This is a genomic window from Neisseria sp. HMSC068C12, from assembly GCF_001814095.1.
GTDB classification, from domain to species: domain Bacteria; phylum Pseudomonadota; class Gammaproteobacteria; order Burkholderiales; family Neisseriaceae; genus Neisseria; species Neisseria perflava.
This window is the reverse complement of record NZ_KV814825.1, coordinates 119685-134946: the sequence shown is the minus strand read 5'-3', so window position 1 is coordinate 134946 and position 15262 is coordinate 119685. Positions and strand designations below refer to the sequence as shown.

The following is a 15262-nucleotide window of genomic DNA, read 5'->3' as shown; positions in this document are numbered from 1 at the left end:
CTTTTTATTTCTTGCACACACACCATGTCCAAACCCATCCTTCTGCGCTGGCTCGTCGTCTGCCTGATTCCGCTCGCCACCCTTTTGTGGTTTGCCCTCAACCCGCCCGAAGACAAAACGCAACACCTCATCAACGGCATCATCCTTGCCTGCGAAGCCACGTTCCTATTCAAGTTCGTCCTTTTTGACGTCATCAAACACCACCTCAAACAAGAGCCCGAATTGAAACGGCAAAGCATTTGGATGTTTATCCCGATTATTTTGCTGATTGTTTATTTATTCCACTATTTCGGCGCATTCTGATGTTTTCAGACGGCCTTGGGCATATTTTTCCATGAACACCACCCCACCTTATACCTGCTGGATTTTCTGCAACGTCATCGACAACTTCGGCGACATCGGCGTTTCATGGCGGCTGGCGCGTGTTTTGCAACGCGAACTCGGCTGGCAAGTGCATTTGTGGACAGACGACTTTCCGTCCCTTCAGGCACTCTGCCCTGACTTGGCCTCGATTCCCAATATCCATCAAGGCATCGGCATTCACGCTTGGCAAGCCGACTACGCCGAAGATACCGATACAGCCCCTACCCCCGACATTGTCATCGAAACCTTCGCCTGCGAACTGCCCGACAACGTTCAAACCATCATCCGCCAACACCAACCGCTTTGGCTCAACTGGGAATACCTCAGCGCGGAAGACAGCAACGAGAGGCTGCACTTAATGCCCTCGCCCCAGGCCGGCGGCATACAGAAATACTTTTGGTTTATGGGTTTCAGCGAAAAAAGCGGCGGCCTGCTGCGCGAACGCGATTACGCCGAATCGGCCGGATTTGATACGGAAGCCTTACGCCGACAACTCAAACTTCCCGCAAAAAACGCGTCCGAGTGGCTGCTTTTCGGCTATCAAAGCGATATTTGGGCAAAATGGCTGACTATGTGGCAACAGGCCGGCCAACCCATTACCCTGCTGCTTGCAGGTACACAAATCATCGCCAGTCTGAAAAACAGCGACCTAGTACCGCAAAATGCCCTGCTTGAAGACGGCGATGTGTATCAGAGCGAACACATTACCCTGATCAAAATCCCTTTTGTCCCCCAACAGGATTTCGACAAACTGCTCAACCTTGCCGACGGCGCTATCATACGCGGCGAAGACAGCTTTGTTCGCGCCCAGCTTGCCGGAAAGCCTTTCTTTTGGCACATCTATCCGCAAGAAGAAAATATCCATCTCGACAAACTGCACGCTTTTTGGGACAAAGCGCATCAGGTTTATCCGGATGTTGTCGCCACGGCACACCACCGCCTTTCCGACGAACTCAACAACGGTGATGCACTCAGCGACAGCCAGCGCCTGCAGGCATGGCAAACCCTGACTGCACACCAAAATGAATGGCGGCAAAGCGCGGCAAAATGGCGGGATGGACTTTTTGCTCAAAAAAGTGCCGTTGAAAAACTTGCCGCCTTTATTTCAAAGCACAAAAAAATACGCTAAAATAGCGCGTTTTATTACAACCGATTTGATTGGAAAACTACAATGAAAACAGCACAAGAACTGCGCGCCGGCAACGTATTCATGGTCGGCAACGATCCTATGGTCGTTCAAAAAACCGAATACATCAAAGGCGGCCGCTCTTCCGCCAAAGTCAGCATGAAACTGAAAAACCTGCTGACCGGTGCCGCTTCTGAAACCATTTACAAAGCCGACGACAAATTCGACGTCGTTATCCTGTCCCGCAAAAACTGTACTTACAGCTACTTTGCCGATCCTATGTACGTCTTCATGGACGAAGAATTCAACCAATACGAAATCGAAGCCGACAACATCGGCGACGCGTTGAAATTCATCGTTGACGGTATGGAAGACCAATGCGAAGTTACTTTCTACGAAGGCAACCCAATCTCCGTAGAATTGCCTACCATCATCGTTCGCGAAGTTGAATACACCGAGCCTGCCGTTAAAGGCGATACCTCCGGTAAAGTGATGAAAACCGCGCGTCTGGTCGGCGGCACTGAAATCCAAGTGATGTCTTATATCGAAAACGGTGACAAAATCGAAATCGATACCCGTACCGGCGAATTCCGCAAACGTGCTTAATCAGCCCGTAACACAAAAAGGCCGTCTGAATATTCAGACGGCCTTTTTATCAATCTACCTTATTGTTTCTTCAAGCCCTTGGCTGCAACAGTCGCAATCGTACCGTCAATGCCTTTGCTCTTAATCAGCTCGCCAAATTGGTTGCGGTATACCGTTACCAAGCTGGTACCGTCCACGCGGATATTGTAAATCTTATACGCACCGCCACTTTGGTAAAGCTGGTAGGCCACTTCATACTTGGTGCCTTTTTTGGTCTGAATTTCCGAGAAAACGTCAAACTTATTGCCGTTTGCCGTCATCTTCGGCAACAGGCGTACATTCGCATCCGCCGCACCAATCAGTGCAGAATGCGAGTACATCGCAATCACCATGTCTTTGAATGCACGGATAAAATCAGTTTTCTGTTTGGCAGAAAATTCACGCCATGGCGCGCCGACAGCCAAAGCCGAAATACGTTCATAATCCAAATAACGGTTGGCATACTGCTCAACCTGTTTCACACGTTGCGCTTCTGTCAAAGAAGTATTGCGTGCAATTTTCAGCACAGCATCAATATTCTGCTGCATCTGCTTTTGCGCAGGATGCGTTTCCGCCGCCACATAGGGCGCGGCAATCACCATCGGCGCGGCCACAATCAAAGTCTGAAGAAAACGGTTCATGACGATATCCATCCAAAATAAAACCGCATTTTAAAAACAATCTATTCCAAAAAACTTAATTCTTTGTAAAAGCAGTCATGAGCAATGAAAAATCCTGCAATCAAATTTCAGACGGCCTGATAAAAATAAGATAACATGTGAACACTATTTTAAAAGGAAAAAGCCATGCCCTACGTCAACATCAAAGTAACCGGCGGCAACGAAGCCCCGAGTGCGGAACAAAAAGCCGAATTAATTCGCGGCGTCACCGAATTACTCTCACGCGTTCTCAACAAAAATCCCGAGACGACCGTCGTCGTCATCGACGAAATCAATATGGACAACTGGGGCATAGGCGGTAAAAGCGTGACGGTTCGCCGTGCTGAAGCGCGCAATAAGTAAGCTTTGGACGTCTGAAGCTCTTTTAATTTACCCACAAAAAGAGTACATTTATCCCATTGTTAACAATTTTACGGAACACACATCATGGAGAAATTCCCTAAATCATCCAAACTGGATCACGTTTGCTACGATATTCGCGGCCCAGTTCACAAAAAAGCCCTGCAACTGGAAGAAGAAGGCAACAAAATCCTCAAGCTCAATATCGGCAATCCGGCTCCGTTTGGCTTTGAAGCGCCTGACGAAATTTTGGTTGACGTCATCCGCAACCTGCCGACTTCGCAAGGCTATTGCGACTCCAAAGGCCTTTACTCCGCACGCAAAGCCATCGTCCACTACTACCAAACCAAAGGACTGCTCGACGTTACCGTCAACGATGTTTACATCGGCAACGGCGTGTCCGAGCTGATCACCATGTCCATGCAGGCATTGCTCAACGACGGCGATGAAATCCTGATTCCCGCACCGGACTATCCTTTGTGGACCGCCGCCGCAACACTGGCAGGCGGTACCGTCCGCCATTATCTATGCGACGAAGAAAACAACTGGTTCCCCAACCTGGCCGATATGGAAGCCAAAATTACACCGAAAACCAAAGCCATAGTCATCATCAACCCCAACAACCCTACCGGCGCGGTGTACAGCAAAGAAATCCTGCTGGAAATCGCCGAACTGGCGCGTAAACACGGCCTGATTATTTTTGCCGACGAAATTTACGACAAAATCCTCTACGACGACGCCGTACACCACCATATCGCCGCACTTGCCCCCGACCTCCTGACCGTTACATTCAACGGTCTCTCGAAAGCCTACCGCGTTGCCGGATTCCGTCAAGGCTGGATGATACTCAACGGCCCGAAACATCATGCAAAAGGCTATATCGAAGGCTTGGACATGCTCTCGTCTATGCGCCTTTGTGCCACCACACCCATGCAGCACGCCATTCAGACGGCCTTGGGCGGATACCAAAGCATCAACGAATTCCTCCTCCCCGGCGGCCGCCTGCTCGAGCAACGCAACAAAGCATGGGAACTGGTCAACCAGATTCCGGGCATATCCTGCGTCAAACCCATGGGCGCATTGTATATGTTCCCCAAAATCGATACCGAAATGTACAGCATCCATGACGACATGAAATTCATCTACGACTTACTCGTACGTGAAAAAGTCTTGTTCGTCCAAGGCACAGGCTTCAACTGGATACGCCCCGACCACTTCCGTATCGTTACCCTGCCGCCCGTTCATCAAATCGAAGAAGCCATGGACAAACTCAAACGCTTCTTGCAAAACTACCATCAATAAACCTAAACAAAGAGGCCGTCTGAAAAAGCAAACCGCTGTTCAAACGGCCTTTTTAATCAAACAGCAACTTGGCAAAGCCTGCTGACATGCGTATAATCGACCTTACCTATCTGGGGGCGATCTTGGTTTCGACGGGGGTTGCAAAGCAGATGCGGGCATACCGGGGTCTCAGATTTCCCGTTAAACACTGAATTTAAATAGTCGCAAACGACGAAACTTACGCACTGGCCGCTTAAGGCCTGCCGTTGCAGCAGTTGGTCAATGGGCTGTGTAGCGCAAGCTACCGCAACGTCATTCTACATTGACTGGTTTTCTGTCGGGTTACTTGGCAGGAAACGAGATTTAAGGTAACTGGTTCTCTGAAGGCCTGTTGGTCGGCATGATGAGGACGAGATTCTAAATAGACACAACTAAGTATGTAGAACGCTCTGTAGAGGACTTTCGGACGGGGGTTCGATTCCCCCCGCCTCCACCAGATTTGAAGCGCAAATTTTTGATTTAAAAAGGTTTGCGCTTTTTTATAAACTTAAACAGGCCGTCTGAAACTTTTAAGACGGCCTGTTTTTGTCTCAAATATCTGAGTGAAAAAACTTTTTCTTTCGATACATTGCCAATAGTACTTTGCTTTAAAAAATTTCAGCCTTACATTTTTCTATCTGATTTCATATTCATTTTACGATGCGGCCTAACCGTTACACTCAATGGCAGATGATCTGACAAATGTTGCCAGTCTTTACTGTTGTGAATTTCAGAATCGATGACATCAAGATTGCGCGTATAAATGCGGTCGAGGCTGAGGATGGGCAGGCGCGAAGGGAAGGTTTTGGGGCGTTTGCCTGTATTATCGACAAATACTTCGTTCAAATCTAATGCACTGCCCAGCTCACGCGCTGATTTCTGCCGCCAGTCATTAAAATCGCCGGCAATAATCAAAGGGCTTTCCGGACGAATGTACCGGCCAACGTAGTCGCTGATGGCTCGGTATTGTTTGAGGCGGTCTGGCTCGCGCAGATTGAGGTGGACGCACAGACACACCAGCGGATCTTCCCAACCTTCGGGTACGACCTCACAATGCAACAGGCCGCGTTGTTCGAGTTTATTAACGCTGATGTTGAGGTTGTTTTCCGTTTTCAGCGGCAGGCGGCTGAGAATGGCGTTGCCGTGGTGTCGTTTGGGATAGACGGCATTTTTGCCGTAGCTGCGATGATAATCGAGGCTGTCGCCGATGATGTCGTAATGCGGTGCATCGGGAAAGTCGGTACGGCGGCTTCTGTTGAGATGTTGTCCTTGGACTTCTTGTAAAAACAAAACATCCGAACCCAATGCACCCAGCGCGTCAGCCATGCGGTTGACTTGCACTTTGCGGTTGAGCGCAGACATGCCTTTGTGCATATTGTAGGAAGTAATGGTAACTGGACGGGGAGACATGATGTGTGATGAAGCGGTTTATTTGTTTTAGTATAGCACCGGAGCGTGTGGTTTTACGGCAATTTTGGTTATACTTGTTTAAAAAATAAAACGGCGTTTTGACAGAGAATTTCCCAATCAAAACGCCTTCTGTTTTTCAGACGGCCTTGCGTCCGAATCAGTTGTTGATTACTTCAACATTGGTTTCAAAAGTAACAGTGTGTTGGTATTTAGATGCGGTTTTGCGTTTCGGATAAGGATATTTGGAAACGCTTTTCACTGCGCGTTCGTCCATTTCAGGATTGCCGCTGGATTGAATGATATTTACGCGGTCAACATCGCCGGCAGGTGTTGTGAAGACATCCATCAAAACGGTTTTAACGCTGCCGTTTTGCGCTTTCATGGCTTCCAGAGTTTCGGTATCGGCTGCTTGAGCAGTACCGAATACAGCGGCAAACAACAGGGCTGAGGCGAGGAGTTTAGTCGTTTTCATGTTTTAGTCCTTATTAGGGTTGTGATTAGGTTAAATATTTCAGACGGCCTGATTCGTCGTTATTTGAAATTCAAAATCGGCCAACCTTTTGCTTTGGCTTCTTTTTCCAGCTCGGCATCCGGATTGACGGCGACAGGTTCGTCCACAATACGCAACAAAGGCAAGTCGTTTTTGGAGTCGCTGTAAAAATAAACTTTACCGTAGCTTTCAAATGTCTCGCCACGCTCGGCAAGCCATTGGTTCAATCGGGTAATTTTGCCTTCTTTCAGGCTGGGCGTACCGACATAGTTGCCGGTATATCGGCCGTCTTCGCCGATTTCAAGCTGTGTACCGATAATGTTGTGAATGCCGAAAAGATGACAGATTGGAGTAATGATAAATTCGTTGGTCGAAGAAATAACCAACATTTCGTCACCCGCCATTTGATGGCTTTGCACCAACATACGCTGCATCGGAGAAATATACGGGACAATATATTCGGCCATAAACTCGCGATGAAACTCAGCCAATTCCTCCTTGCTGAAACGGGCTAAAGGCGCGAGATGGAATTTGAGGAAGGCATCGATATCAAGACAACCGTTTTGATAGTCTTGGTAAAACTTTTCATTTTGCGCCTCGGTTTCAGCCGCATCGACTATACCTTTTTTAATCAGGTATTGCGGCCAGGAGTGATCCGAATCGGTATTGATCAAGGTATTGTCGAGGTCGAAAATGGCAAGGTTTTTCATTGGGTTTCCTGTTGTTTTAAAAGCTGGCGCAAAAGCGGCAAAGTAATGCGCTTGCCCATCATAACGGCGTAGTTGTCGAGGGTATCGAGCATTTGCATCAGGCTGTCCATATCGCGCCGCCAATGGTTCAGCAGGTATTCGAAGATTTCCGGATCGATGGTTACCTGACGGGCGGCAGCCATGCTGACGAGCGCATCGATTTTTTCCCGGTCGGTCAGCGGTTTGACTTCGTAAACCAAGCAATACGCCATGCGTGTGCGCAGGTCTTCGCGGATAACGAGTTGCTGCGGCGTATATTCGGAACTCAAAAGCAAAAAGCCTTTGCCGCTGTTGCGGAAGCGGTTGAATATGGCAAACAGTAAAGCCTGTTCTTCATTATTAAGCTTTTCGATTTGGTCAATGGCAAGATATTCCGCATCCAATGCGGCTTCTGTCAGCGGCGTGGCGGCGGCATCAATATAGAGGGCATTTCGTCCGGCATCGAGCGCCTGTGCGACCCATGCCTGCAAGAGATGGCTTTTACCTGCGCCCTCTTCGCCCCAAACATAGATACATTGCCCATGTTTGTGCTGCAACACATACACCAGCTCGGCATTTTCTGTTCCCAAAAATTTGTCGAAGCCGGGATAATCATGGCTGGCAAAATCGAAGATGAGCTGGTTCACAAAGGCGCACCGGTTAGGTTGAAATCGGCTTTATTTTACGTTGTTTTGCCGTCCACCATCAAGGATAAAGGCCGTCTGAAGCCTATACCTGCAACATATCTGCACTTCTAAACATATCTTGACGCGCTTACGGCATTGGTTTTATTCCGCTTTGGTTTTACAATGTCGAACTTCTCGCCGAAACATTTGTCTGTTCTTTTTCAGACGGCCTTTTTATTTGGGGAACCCTAGTGATTTCTACCCTTATTGATTTCATCCTCCATATCGACCAACACCTTGTCCACCTTTCCTCCCAATACGGCCCGTGGATTTACGCGATTTTGTTTGTTGTGATTTTCTGCGAAACCGGTTTGGTCGTAACGCCATTTTTGCCCGGCGACTCGCTGCTGTTTGCTGCCGGCGGTATTGCGGCCATCGGCGGCATGAACATCCACGTCATGGTATTGCTGCTCTTAGCGGCCGCCATTCTAGGCGATGCGGCCAACTTTATGATTGGCAAATATTTTGGACAAAAACTGTTTGCCAATCCTGATTCCAAAATTTTCCGCCGTTCGTATTTGGAAAAAACCCATGCGTTCTATGAAAAACACGGCGGCAAAACCATCATCATTGCCCGCTTTGTGCCAATTGTGCGGACGTTTGCGCCATTTGTCGCCGGTATGGGCGATATGCACTACGCGACGTTTATCCGTTACAACATTATCGGCGCGGTGTTGTGGGTATTGTCGTTTTCCTATGCAGGCTACTTCTTCGCCAATATCCCCGTCGTCAAAAACAATCTGGGCTTAGTCATGGCGGCAATCATCGTGATTTCGATTTTACCTGCGGTAGTCGAAGTCATCCGTGCCAAACTTAACGCCAAAAAATAACAATCAATCGAAAAGTTTGAAAGTTTAAACACATCAAGGAATTGTCATGCCGTTGCTGTCTATTGAGTTTGCGGTATTCTTTATCGTATTTTTGCCCTTGTACTGGGCATTTGCGCGTTTGCCGCAAGTTCAAAACGTTTTACTTTTGGTTGCCGGGCTAGGCTGGCTTTACCGTATCGACCCTATTTTTGCCGCGCTGATTTTGGTTTACTCGTCTGTGGTTTACCTGGTCAGCGTACTGATGTTTTCTGAAAACGAGAATATCCGCAAATTTTGGCTGGGTTGCGGTATTTCGGCGGCATTGACTGTTTTGTGTTTCTTCAAATATTTCGACTTTTTCCGCCCGATTATTCAGCAATATACGGGGCAAAGCGCCGTCATCGATATCCTTTTGCCCTTGGGCTTGTCTTATTACACTTTCCAATCGCTGGCTTACTTAGTGTATTGCTACCGCAAGCCTAAAGGAGACCGTTTTGAATGGCACGAGCTCCTACTGCATCTGAGCTTCTTCCCCACCATCACATCCGGCCCGATTATCCGTGCGGCCGCTTTTAAAAGCATAGACGGCGAACAAGCGGGCGCATTGGCGCAAATCCGCACCAAACAAGCACGCCAGCTGATTTATCCGGCTTTGGCGGTCGGCCTGATTGTATTGGGCATTGCCAAAAAGTGGTGGCTTGCCGGCGTATTGGCAGAAGGCTGGGTATCGCCTGTTTTTGAAAATCCGGCCCAGTTCGACGGCTGGGGCGTGTTGTCTGCGATTTATGGCTACACCTTCCAACTCTTTTTCGACTTTTCCGGCTACTCGGATTTAGTCATCGGCTTGGCCATGCTGCTCGGCTTCCAGCTGCCGAAAAACTTTGCCGCGCCGCTTCGCGCCATCAACATCCGCGACTTCTGGGACAGATGGCACATCAGCCTGTCCACTTGGATTCGCGACTATATCTATATTCCTTTGGGCGGCAGCAAAAAAGGCTTCGGACGTACCCAACTCAATCTGATGATTGCCATGTTGCTTTCCGGCATTTGGCATGGCTACGGCTGGAGCTTTTTGATTTGGGGCGCGCTGCACGGTGCGGCTTTGGTATTCCTTAACTGCGGCGACAAAATCGTCGGCCGCAATGCCTTAGGCCGTCTGAAAATCGGCAAACCGCTCGCCTGGCTGTTTACCTTCCATTTCGTTTGTTTCGCTTTTGTCGTGTTCAACAGCGCAACGCTTGCCGATACGGAAATGCTGTTCAGCGCATTATTTGCCAATGACAAAGGTTGGAACGCGCCTCTGCCGACCGACCTCATGTTGCTGGGTACATTTGCGATGATGCTTTCGCTGTACCCGTATTTGCTTCGCTTATTTGAAGCATCGGTAAAAGGCTTGGACAAACTGCCTGCATGGCTGTGGTTTATTCCCATCACGCTTATCCTCGCCCTAATTATCATCTTCGCCCCGTCCGGCATTCCCGGCTTTATTTACGCCAACTTCTAAGGAGCAGAACATGAAACGCTTTATCTCCCTGTTTGTTTCTATTCTGCTCAGTGCGGTTGCGCTGACGTGGTTTGCCCAAAACTCCATCAATGCCTATTGGCAGCAGACCTATCATGAGAACAGTCCGCTTGAGCCTTTATCCGAATACGCTTGGTGGCGTATCGGTGCGGATTGGCAACAAAAAGCCTACGAATTTTCAGACGGCCTGAAAGCTTCACTGGAAACGGAAGACGCTTTGGCTTCGGAAGACTCTGGCATTGAAGCAACAAGGCCGTCTGAAAATACGGAAAACATTGAAGTATCCGACAATCAAAAAGACTCTGCTGCTTCCGATGCGACTAACAATACAGATACCACAGCCAGCGAGCCAAGCAATCAGGCTGATCAGTCGGCAACGCAGGTTGTATTGAAAAAAGGCAACAAAGTTTTCTTTGCCGGCGACTCGCTGATGCAGGGCGTTGCACCTTTCGTACAAAAACACCTCAAGCAAGAATATGGCGTACAATCGGTCAACCTCAGTAAACAAAGTACCGGTTTGTCCTACCCCAATTTCTTCGACTGGCCGAAAACCATCGAACAAACTTTGCAAAAAGAACCCGATATCCGCGTTTTGGTTGTATTCTTAGGCCCAAACGACCCTTGGGATTTCCCGATGGGTAAAAAATACCTGAAATTCGCCTCCCCCGAATGGGAGGCAGAATACCTCAACCGCGTCCGCCGTATTCTTGATGCAGCCTCCGCACATGATGTCCAAGTCATTTGGCTGGGCATTCCTTACATGAAAAAAGCCAAGCTCAATGAACAGATGCGCTACCTCGACAAAATCCTGTCGGGTACGGTGTCGCCTCAAGCCATTTGGTTGCCTACCGACAAACTGTTGAGCAATGGCGCAGAAGAATATGCCGACTCTGTCAAAGTAGATGGAAAAATCATCCGTTACCGCAGCAAGGACGGCATTCACTTTTCCGCAGAAGGCCAAAAACTATTGGCCGGAAAAATTATGGAAAAAATTAATTTTACACACGATACACAACCATGAAATTTAATAAAACCTTACTCCTCACGCTTCTCGCACTCCCTATTACCGCCTGCGCAACCAATGACGGCCTGTTAAGCAACTACGGCTCCAACCACCCTGCCTGGCTGAACAAACTGCAACAGCTCAACCATACTTCAGACGGCAAATTCCGCATTATCCAAGTCGGCGACTCCCACACCGCCGGCGACTATTTCACCGACCGCCTGCGCCGCCGTTTACAACAACAATGGGGCAACGGCGGCATCGGTTGGGTTTATCCCAACACCGTCAAAGGCCAGCGCATGGCAACCGTCCGTTACAACGGCAGCGGTTGGAACACCATCAGCAGCCGCAAATCATACAGCGATTTTTCTTTCGGCGGTATTGAAGCACGCGCCGATGGCGGCAGCGTTACCTTAAGCGCAGCCGACGGCAGCATGGATATGCAACAAATCTCCATTTTCGGCAAACCGGTTTGGTCAGAGCAAACCCTGACCGTCAACGGCCGCGAAATCCCTGCCACACAAAACGGCTGGCAACTGTTGCATACCAACGCTTCCCTGCCGATGACCCTCAGCAGCAGCATGCCTTGGCAAATCGGTTTCATTAATATCGAACGCCCCGGACGCGGCGTAACCGTTTCCGCCATGGGCATCAACGGCGCGCAGTTATCCCAATGGTCAAAATGGCGGCCGGGTATGTGGGAAGATTTGGCACAAACCAAAGCCGATTTAATCATCCTTGCCTACGGTACCAATGAAGCCTTTTCCGGCAATCTCGATATTTCCTCTACCGAACGGACATGGCGCAATTACATCCGTCAAATCAAAAACACCCTGCCCAACGCAGGTATCCTGATCCTCGGCGCTCCGGAATCTTTGAAAACCGCCTACGGCAGCTGCGGCAACCGTCCGGTCTTGCTCAGCGAAGTACAACAAATGCAGCAACGCGTTGCCCGTGACGAAAAAATCATGTTCTGGTCTTGGCAAGATGCAATGGGGGGCGCATGCAGCATGAAAAGCTGGATGGCTCAAGGCTTGGCAGCCAAAGACGGCGTTCACTTCTCTGCACAAGGTTACGAAACTGCAGCCGATAAGCTTGCCGACAGCCTGATCCGCTTTGCCCAATAAATTGGCCAAAGCCTAAGTATTTTTCATTAACAGTAAACAAAAGGCCGTCTGAAATTAATATTTCAGACGGCCTTTTGTGTATCACTTATTCAGCAAACTGCTTAATTTTTAAGCTAACATATTGCTGCTCATGCGTTGCGTTTGATTTTCCGTGAAACGAACCAATCCTGCCTGCTTGTCAAAGCCTAATGGCTTGGCGACAAGGCGGTTGGGCAGCTTGTTTAAATGATGGTTGTAACTTCCGGCTCTGCGGTTGTAAGTACGGCGTGCTGATGCAACTTCCGCTTCTGCTGCATCCAGCATTTCCATCAAACCCGCCAATTGCTCATCAGGATACTGTTTCAAAAGACCGTTGACGGCAGTTTGCAATTTTTTCAACGCATGATTCAATGCTGTTTCGGCTTCACACAGATGTTTGATTTTGGACTCGGAAAATGTTTTGGCAGTTTGCGCCAATGCAGTTTCGACTTCGGCACACATCTGCTGAACGTTTCGATCCGATGCAATGCCCTGCTCTTGCAGATGTTTGCTGTATGCATCCAATACATGACGGACGGCCTGATGTCGGCAGTCGAGCGCAATGCGCAAAGAGACAAAGGATTCGCGACAGTCTTTTTTGCGGTCTTTCAACTGTTGTTTGAAATACAATAAGACGGCGGCGATTGATACGAAGATAAGTGCAAGACTAATAATGCCCATAGTGAGTTCCCTAGTTATGATGCCACTCATATCGGTGGCTGATTTTATTAACATCGATTATAATCCAATTTCAATATTTTTTCCCAATTTTCATAAAAAAGGCCGTCTGAAATTCAGACGGCCTGAAGTTTATATTTCTATTTCAATGCTTTGACTTGATGTCAATAACCCACACTTCTGATTGCGAACCCAAACGCAAGGGAATGCCCCAGAAGCCGTAGCCCGAAGTGGTGAAGAAATGGCCGTTGCCGATCGCCTCATAACCGTAAGCAAGACGATAAAGCGTACGGACGATAAGGTTGGCAGGTGCAACTTGGCCGTTGTGGACATGGCCGGAGACCTGCACATCAATCGGCAGCCGGGCATGGGTTTCGATTGAAGTAGGACGGTGGTCCATCAATAAAACCGGTAATCGGGTATTTTGACCTTCTAAAAGCTGCTCCGCACTAGGACGCTTGCGATCCAAATCATCGCTCCGCCCTACCAGCAACACACCATTCACTTCCAAAACCTGATTGGCCAAAACCGTCAAGCCTGCAGCTTCCAATTCATGTTTGATACGCTTCTGATCGCGGAACCAGTCATGATTGCCCAAAGTGGCATAAACGCCCATCGGCGCAGTCAGCTTCTGCAAATGTGGTTTCATGTTTTCTTTAAGGTAGGCATCGACGGTATCGTCCATCAAATCGCCCGGCAGCAACACTATGTCGACTTTTTCCCGCTTCATGATGTCCGTCAACTTGTCCAATTGACGCGCGCCAAACAAAATCCCCAAGTGCAAATCGCTGGCCACGCCGATACGCAGCGGCTTATCCATTTTCTTATTGATGAATACAGTCTGATGGCGGACCACGGGCGTATAGGCGTTATACATCCCCAAACCGAGCAAACCGGCCACAAACAAAGGCGCAAACAGCCGCAGGCTTCGAGAAAGCGGTTGGCGTGCCACAAAACGGCGCAGCAAAAGATACAGGATAAATGTCACCAACGCGGCATACATCACAAACAGCAAGATTACCATCCAAAACGCCACCACGCGGAACATCATATGCCCCAACTCCAGCAGCAAGCCGATCAACAAGCCGTTTGTAATGAAATAGGAAATACCCATTAGCCAACGTCTGCCAACTTTGCCAATCCAAGGCGCAAACAGCCATTGCAGTGAACGCCCAAGCCCGAATGTAAACACTTGCAACAGAATGACGCTCACAAAAAACATCTTACCAAACATGACTTTCCGGCCCTAAAAAAATCAAAAGGCAGATTTTAGGCCGTCTGAAACTTTCAGTGTATAATCTCCCGCGTAAAAACCCATAATATTTTGAAAGGAATCATCATGAGCCACCCTCAATCAGCTATTATTCCTGATCACGCACAAGCCGGTATTTTTATCGAAGCAGACATTTCAGACGGCCGCAACGAAGACATCAAATCTGCCTGCCGCCTTTCTTTGGAATCCTTGGCCAAACTGAAAACCCGTTTTCCAAATGATATTTTGGGTTTGACCATTGCCTTTGGCAGCCGCGCATGGCAATCGTTCGGCCATACTGACGAAGGCAGCGAAATCAAACCTTTTCCTGAATTGGGCAACGGCCTCGCCCCCTCCACCCAACACGATCTCTATATCCACATTCAAGCCACCGAGCAAAAAGCCGCCTATGCCTTAGCTCAATCTGTTTTAGGCGCATTCGGCGACAGCATCCGCGTATCCACTGAAGAACACGGCCTGCGCCTGTATGAAGACCGCGGCTTGGACGGTTTTGTCGATGGTACGGAAAATCCGCAGGGCGATGACAATGTGCGCAATGTCGCCATTATTCCCGAAGGCAAGCCCGATACCGGCGGCAGCTATGTTTTGCTGCAAAAATACCTGCACGATTTAAAAAAATGGGATGCCGTCCCTACTGCCGAACAAGAAGCCAGCGTAGGCCGCAGCAAAGAAACCAATGATGAATTCAACGAAGACGTGCGCCTGCCCGACTCCCATCTCGGCCGCGTCAATGTCAAAGAAAACGGCGTTGACTTGAAAATTGTCCGCCGCAGCCTGCCCTTCGGCAAAATCAGCGGCGAACATGGTTTGATGTTCACTTCCTATTGCAACACGCTGCACAATATTGAAGTTCAGCTGCTCAATATGTTCGGCGATGCAGACGGCAAAACCGACTTACTGCTGAAATATTTGTCTAAAGCCGTATCAGGTGCTTACTACTACGCGCCTTCTGTCGAGCGTTTGCAAAATCTTTAACGGCTCACAGGCCGTCTGAAAAAACCTGCTTTTTCAAAGGCAGGTTTTTGTTATTTAAATTCCCTTAATATTTTTATGGTATTATCATAAA

17 protein-coding genes and 1 other RNA gene are annotated in these 15262 nt (G+C 48.7%); 11 read left to right on the top strand and 7 right to left on the bottom strand.

Translation table 11 applies throughout. From position 1 onward, the window contains the following. The first annotated feature begins 24 nt into the window (after nucleotides 1-24). From HMPREF2952_RS08495 to efp, 3 genes are read left to right on the top strand one after another with little or no spacing between them, the layout of a single operon-like run. Nucleotides 25-303 (top strand): hypothetical protein, encoded by a 279-nt coding sequence (locus HMPREF2952_RS08495; protein WP_004519862.1) that lies wholly within the window; start codon nucleotides 25-27, stop codon nucleotides 301-303. A 31-nt stretch (nucleotides 304-334) separates the two neighbouring features. Further along, nucleotides 335-1492: an elongation factor P maturation arginine rhamnosyltransferase EarP gene (gene earP / locus HMPREF2952_RS08490; RefSeq protein ID WP_049336336.1), complete on the top strand. Its 1158-nt coding sequence runs from the start codon at nucleotides 335-337 to the stop codon at nucleotides 1490-1492. 42 nt (nucleotides 1493-1534) lie between these two features. After that, nucleotides 1535-2095 carry an elongation factor P gene (gene efp / locus HMPREF2952_RS08485; protein WP_002213793.1) on the top strand — a complete coding sequence of 187 codons (561 nt, stop codon included), beginning with the start codon at nucleotides 1535-1537 and terminating at the stop codon, nucleotides 2093-2095. A gap of 59 nt (nucleotides 2096-2154) precedes the next feature. Here efp and HMPREF2952_RS08480 read toward each other — a convergent pair whose 3' ends face one another. Further along, nucleotides 2155-2754, bottom strand: a complete 600-nt coding sequence (locus tag HMPREF2952_RS08480; RefSeq protein WP_039862173.1) for an MlaC/ttg2D family ABC transporter substrate-binding protein — start codon at nucleotides 2752-2754, stop codon at nucleotides 2155-2157. Nucleotides 2755-2919: 165 nt separating this feature from the next. On the opposite strand from HMPREF2952_RS08480, the gene HMPREF2952_RS08475 reads away from it, so the two are divergent. The 3 genes from HMPREF2952_RS08475 (at nucleotide 2920) to ssrA (ending at nucleotide 4909) form a co-directional block, all read left to right on the top strand. Continuing rightward, entirely contained in the window at nucleotides 2920-3135 is a 216-nt protein-coding gene (locus tag HMPREF2952_RS08475; RefSeq protein WP_004519865.1) for a tautomerase family protein, read from the top strand. Between the two features lie 84 nt (nucleotides 3136-3219). Beyond that, nucleotides 3220-4434 (top strand): pyridoxal phosphate-dependent aminotransferase, encoded by a 1215-nt coding sequence (locus HMPREF2952_RS08470; RefSeq protein ID WP_004519866.1) that lies wholly within the window; start codon nucleotides 3220-3222, stop codon nucleotides 4432-4434. Nucleotides 4435-4546: 112 nt separating this feature from the next. Further along, nucleotides 4547-4909: a transfer-messenger RNA gene (gene ssrA, locus HMPREF2952_RS08465) on the top strand. Between the two features lie 167 nt (nucleotides 4910-5076). Here ssrA and HMPREF2952_RS08460 read toward each other — a convergent pair. The 4 genes from HMPREF2952_RS08460 to hda all read right to left on the bottom strand — a co-directional run bounded on the left by HMPREF2952_RS08460 (nucleotide 5077) and on the right by hda (nucleotide 7727). Beyond that, nucleotides 5077-5862 carry an endonuclease/exonuclease/phosphatase family protein gene (locus tag HMPREF2952_RS08460; protein ID WP_039862165.1) on the bottom strand — a complete coding sequence of 262 codons (786 nt, stop codon included), beginning with the start codon at nucleotides 5860-5862 and terminating at the stop codon, nucleotides 5077-5079. A 157-nt stretch (nucleotides 5863-6019) separates the two neighbouring features. Continuing rightward, nucleotides 6020-6334 (bottom strand): TonB family protein, encoded by a 315-nt coding sequence (locus HMPREF2952_RS08455; protein ID WP_004519868.1) that lies wholly within the window; start codon nucleotides 6332-6334, stop codon nucleotides 6020-6022. A gap of 59 nt (nucleotides 6335-6393) precedes the next feature. Further along, nucleotides 6394-7062, bottom strand: a complete 669-nt coding sequence (locus HMPREF2952_RS08450; protein WP_004519869.1) for a histidinol-phosphatase — start codon at nucleotides 7060-7062, stop codon at nucleotides 6394-6396. Then, nucleotides 7059-7727 carry a DnaA regulatory inactivator Hda gene (hda, locus tag HMPREF2952_RS08445; protein ID WP_004519871.1) on the bottom strand — a complete coding sequence of 223 codons (669 nt, stop codon included), beginning with the start codon at nucleotides 7725-7727 and terminating at the stop codon, nucleotides 7059-7061. The genes HMPREF2952_RS08450 and hda overlap by 4 nt, the downstream gene beginning before the upstream one ends. 230 nt (nucleotides 7728-7957) lie before the next feature. Here hda and HMPREF2952_RS08440 point away from each other — a divergent pair, with 230 nt between their 5' ends. From HMPREF2952_RS08440 to HMPREF2952_RS08425, 4 genes are read left to right on the top strand one after another with little or no spacing between them, the layout of a single operon-like run. Beyond that, nucleotides 7958-8596, top strand: a complete 639-nt coding sequence (locus tag HMPREF2952_RS08440) for a DedA family protein (protein ID WP_004519872.1) — start codon at nucleotides 7958-7960, stop codon at nucleotides 8594-8596. Between the two features lie 46 nt (nucleotides 8597-8642). Further along, nucleotides 8643-10079, top strand: a complete 1437-nt coding sequence (locus tag HMPREF2952_RS08435) for an MBOAT family O-acyltransferase (protein ID WP_049336334.1) — start codon at nucleotides 8643-8645, stop codon at nucleotides 10077-10079. A gap of 10 nt (nucleotides 10080-10089) precedes the next feature. After that, complete coding sequence (patB, locus tag HMPREF2952_RS08430) at nucleotides 10090-11118, top strand: peptidoglycan O-acetyltransferase PatB (RefSeq protein WP_004519875.1); 1029 nt, start codon at nucleotides 10090-10092, stop codon at nucleotides 11116-11118. Beyond that, nucleotides 11115-12227: an SGNH/GDSL hydrolase family protein gene (locus HMPREF2952_RS08425; RefSeq protein ID WP_004519876.1), complete on the top strand. Its 1113-nt coding sequence runs from the start codon at nucleotides 11115-11117 to the stop codon at nucleotides 12225-12227. Before patB ends, HMPREF2952_RS08425 begins: the two co-directional genes overlap by 4 nt. Nucleotides 12228-12335: 108 nt before the next feature. Here HMPREF2952_RS08425 and HMPREF2952_RS08420 read toward each other — a convergent pair whose 3' ends face one another. Further along, complete coding sequence (locus HMPREF2952_RS08420; RefSeq protein ID WP_234395834.1) at nucleotides 12336-12956, bottom strand: LemA family protein; 621 nt, start codon at nucleotides 12954-12956, stop codon at nucleotides 12336-12338. A gap of 112 nt (nucleotides 12957-13068) precedes the next feature. Beyond that, complete coding sequence (locus tag HMPREF2952_RS08415; RefSeq protein WP_070504789.1) at nucleotides 13069-14157, bottom strand: metallophosphoesterase; 1089 nt, start codon at nucleotides 14155-14157, stop codon at nucleotides 13069-13071. Nucleotides 14158-14262: 105 nt separating this feature from the next. Here HMPREF2952_RS08415 and HMPREF2952_RS08410 point away from each other — a divergent pair, with 105 nt between their 5' ends. Further along, a complete protein-coding gene (locus HMPREF2952_RS08410) occupies nucleotides 14263-15171 on the top strand; it encodes a Dyp-type peroxidase (protein ID WP_049343964.1) in 909 nt (302 codons plus the stop codon). Nucleotides 15172-15262 lie beyond the last annotated feature (91 nt).

What these genes read in the sequence shown, in the direction of transcription:
- HMPREF2952_RS08495 (WP_004519862.1), top strand. Translation starts at nt 25, where the DNA reads ATGTCCAAACCCATCCTTCTGCGCTGGCTCGTCGTCTGCCTGATTCCG.
- earP (WP_049336336.1), top strand. Translation starts at nt 335, where the DNA reads ATGAACACCACCCCACCTTATACCTGCTGGATTTTCTGCAACGTCATC.
- efp (WP_002213793.1), top strand. Translation starts at nt 1,535, where the DNA reads ATGAAAACAGCACAAGAACTGCGCGCCGGCAACGTATTCATGGTCGGC.
- HMPREF2952_RS08480 (WP_039862173.1), bottom strand. Translation starts at nt 2,754, where the DNA reads ATGAACCGTTTTCTTCAGACTTTGATTGTGGCCGCGCCGATGGTGATT.
- HMPREF2952_RS08475 (WP_004519865.1), top strand. Translation starts at nt 2,920, where the DNA reads ATGCCCTACGTCAACATCAAAGTAACCGGCGGCAACGAAGCCCCGAGT.
- HMPREF2952_RS08470 (WP_004519866.1), top strand. Translation starts at nt 3,220, where the DNA reads ATGGAGAAATTCCCTAAATCATCCAAACTGGATCACGTTTGCTACGAT.
- HMPREF2952_RS08460 (WP_039862165.1), bottom strand. Translation starts at nt 5,862, where the DNA reads ATGTCTCCCCGTCCAGTTACCATTACTTCCTACAATATGCACAAAGGC.
- HMPREF2952_RS08455 (WP_004519868.1), bottom strand. Translation starts at nt 6,334, where the DNA reads ATGAAAACGACTAAACTCCTCGCCTCAGCCCTGTTGTTTGCCGCTGTA.
- HMPREF2952_RS08450 (WP_004519869.1), bottom strand. Translation starts at nt 7,062, where the DNA reads ATGAAAAACCTTGCCATTTTCGACCTCGACAATACCTTGATCAATACC.
- HMPREF2952_RS08435 (WP_049336334.1), top strand. Translation starts at nt 8,643, where the DNA reads ATGCCGTTGCTGTCTATTGAGTTTGCGGTATTCTTTATCGTATTTTTG.
- patB (WP_004519875.1), top strand. Translation starts at nt 10,090, where the DNA reads ATGAAACGCTTTATCTCCCTGTTTGTTTCTATTCTGCTCAGTGCGGTT.
- HMPREF2952_RS08425 (WP_004519876.1), top strand. Translation starts at nt 11,115, where the DNA reads ATGAAATTTAATAAAACCTTACTCCTCACGCTTCTCGCACTCCCTATT.
- HMPREF2952_RS08420 (WP_234395834.1), bottom strand. Translation starts at nt 12,956, where the DNA reads ATGAGTGGCATCATAACTAGGGAACTCACTATGGGCATTATTAGTCTT.
- HMPREF2952_RS08415 (WP_070504789.1), bottom strand. Translation starts at nt 14,157, where the DNA reads ATGTTTGGTAAGATGTTTTTTGTGAGCGTCATTCTGTTGCAAGTGTTT.
- HMPREF2952_RS08410 (WP_049343964.1), top strand. Translation starts at nt 14,263, where the DNA reads ATGAGCCACCCTCAATCAGCTATTATTCCTGATCACGCACAAGCCGGT.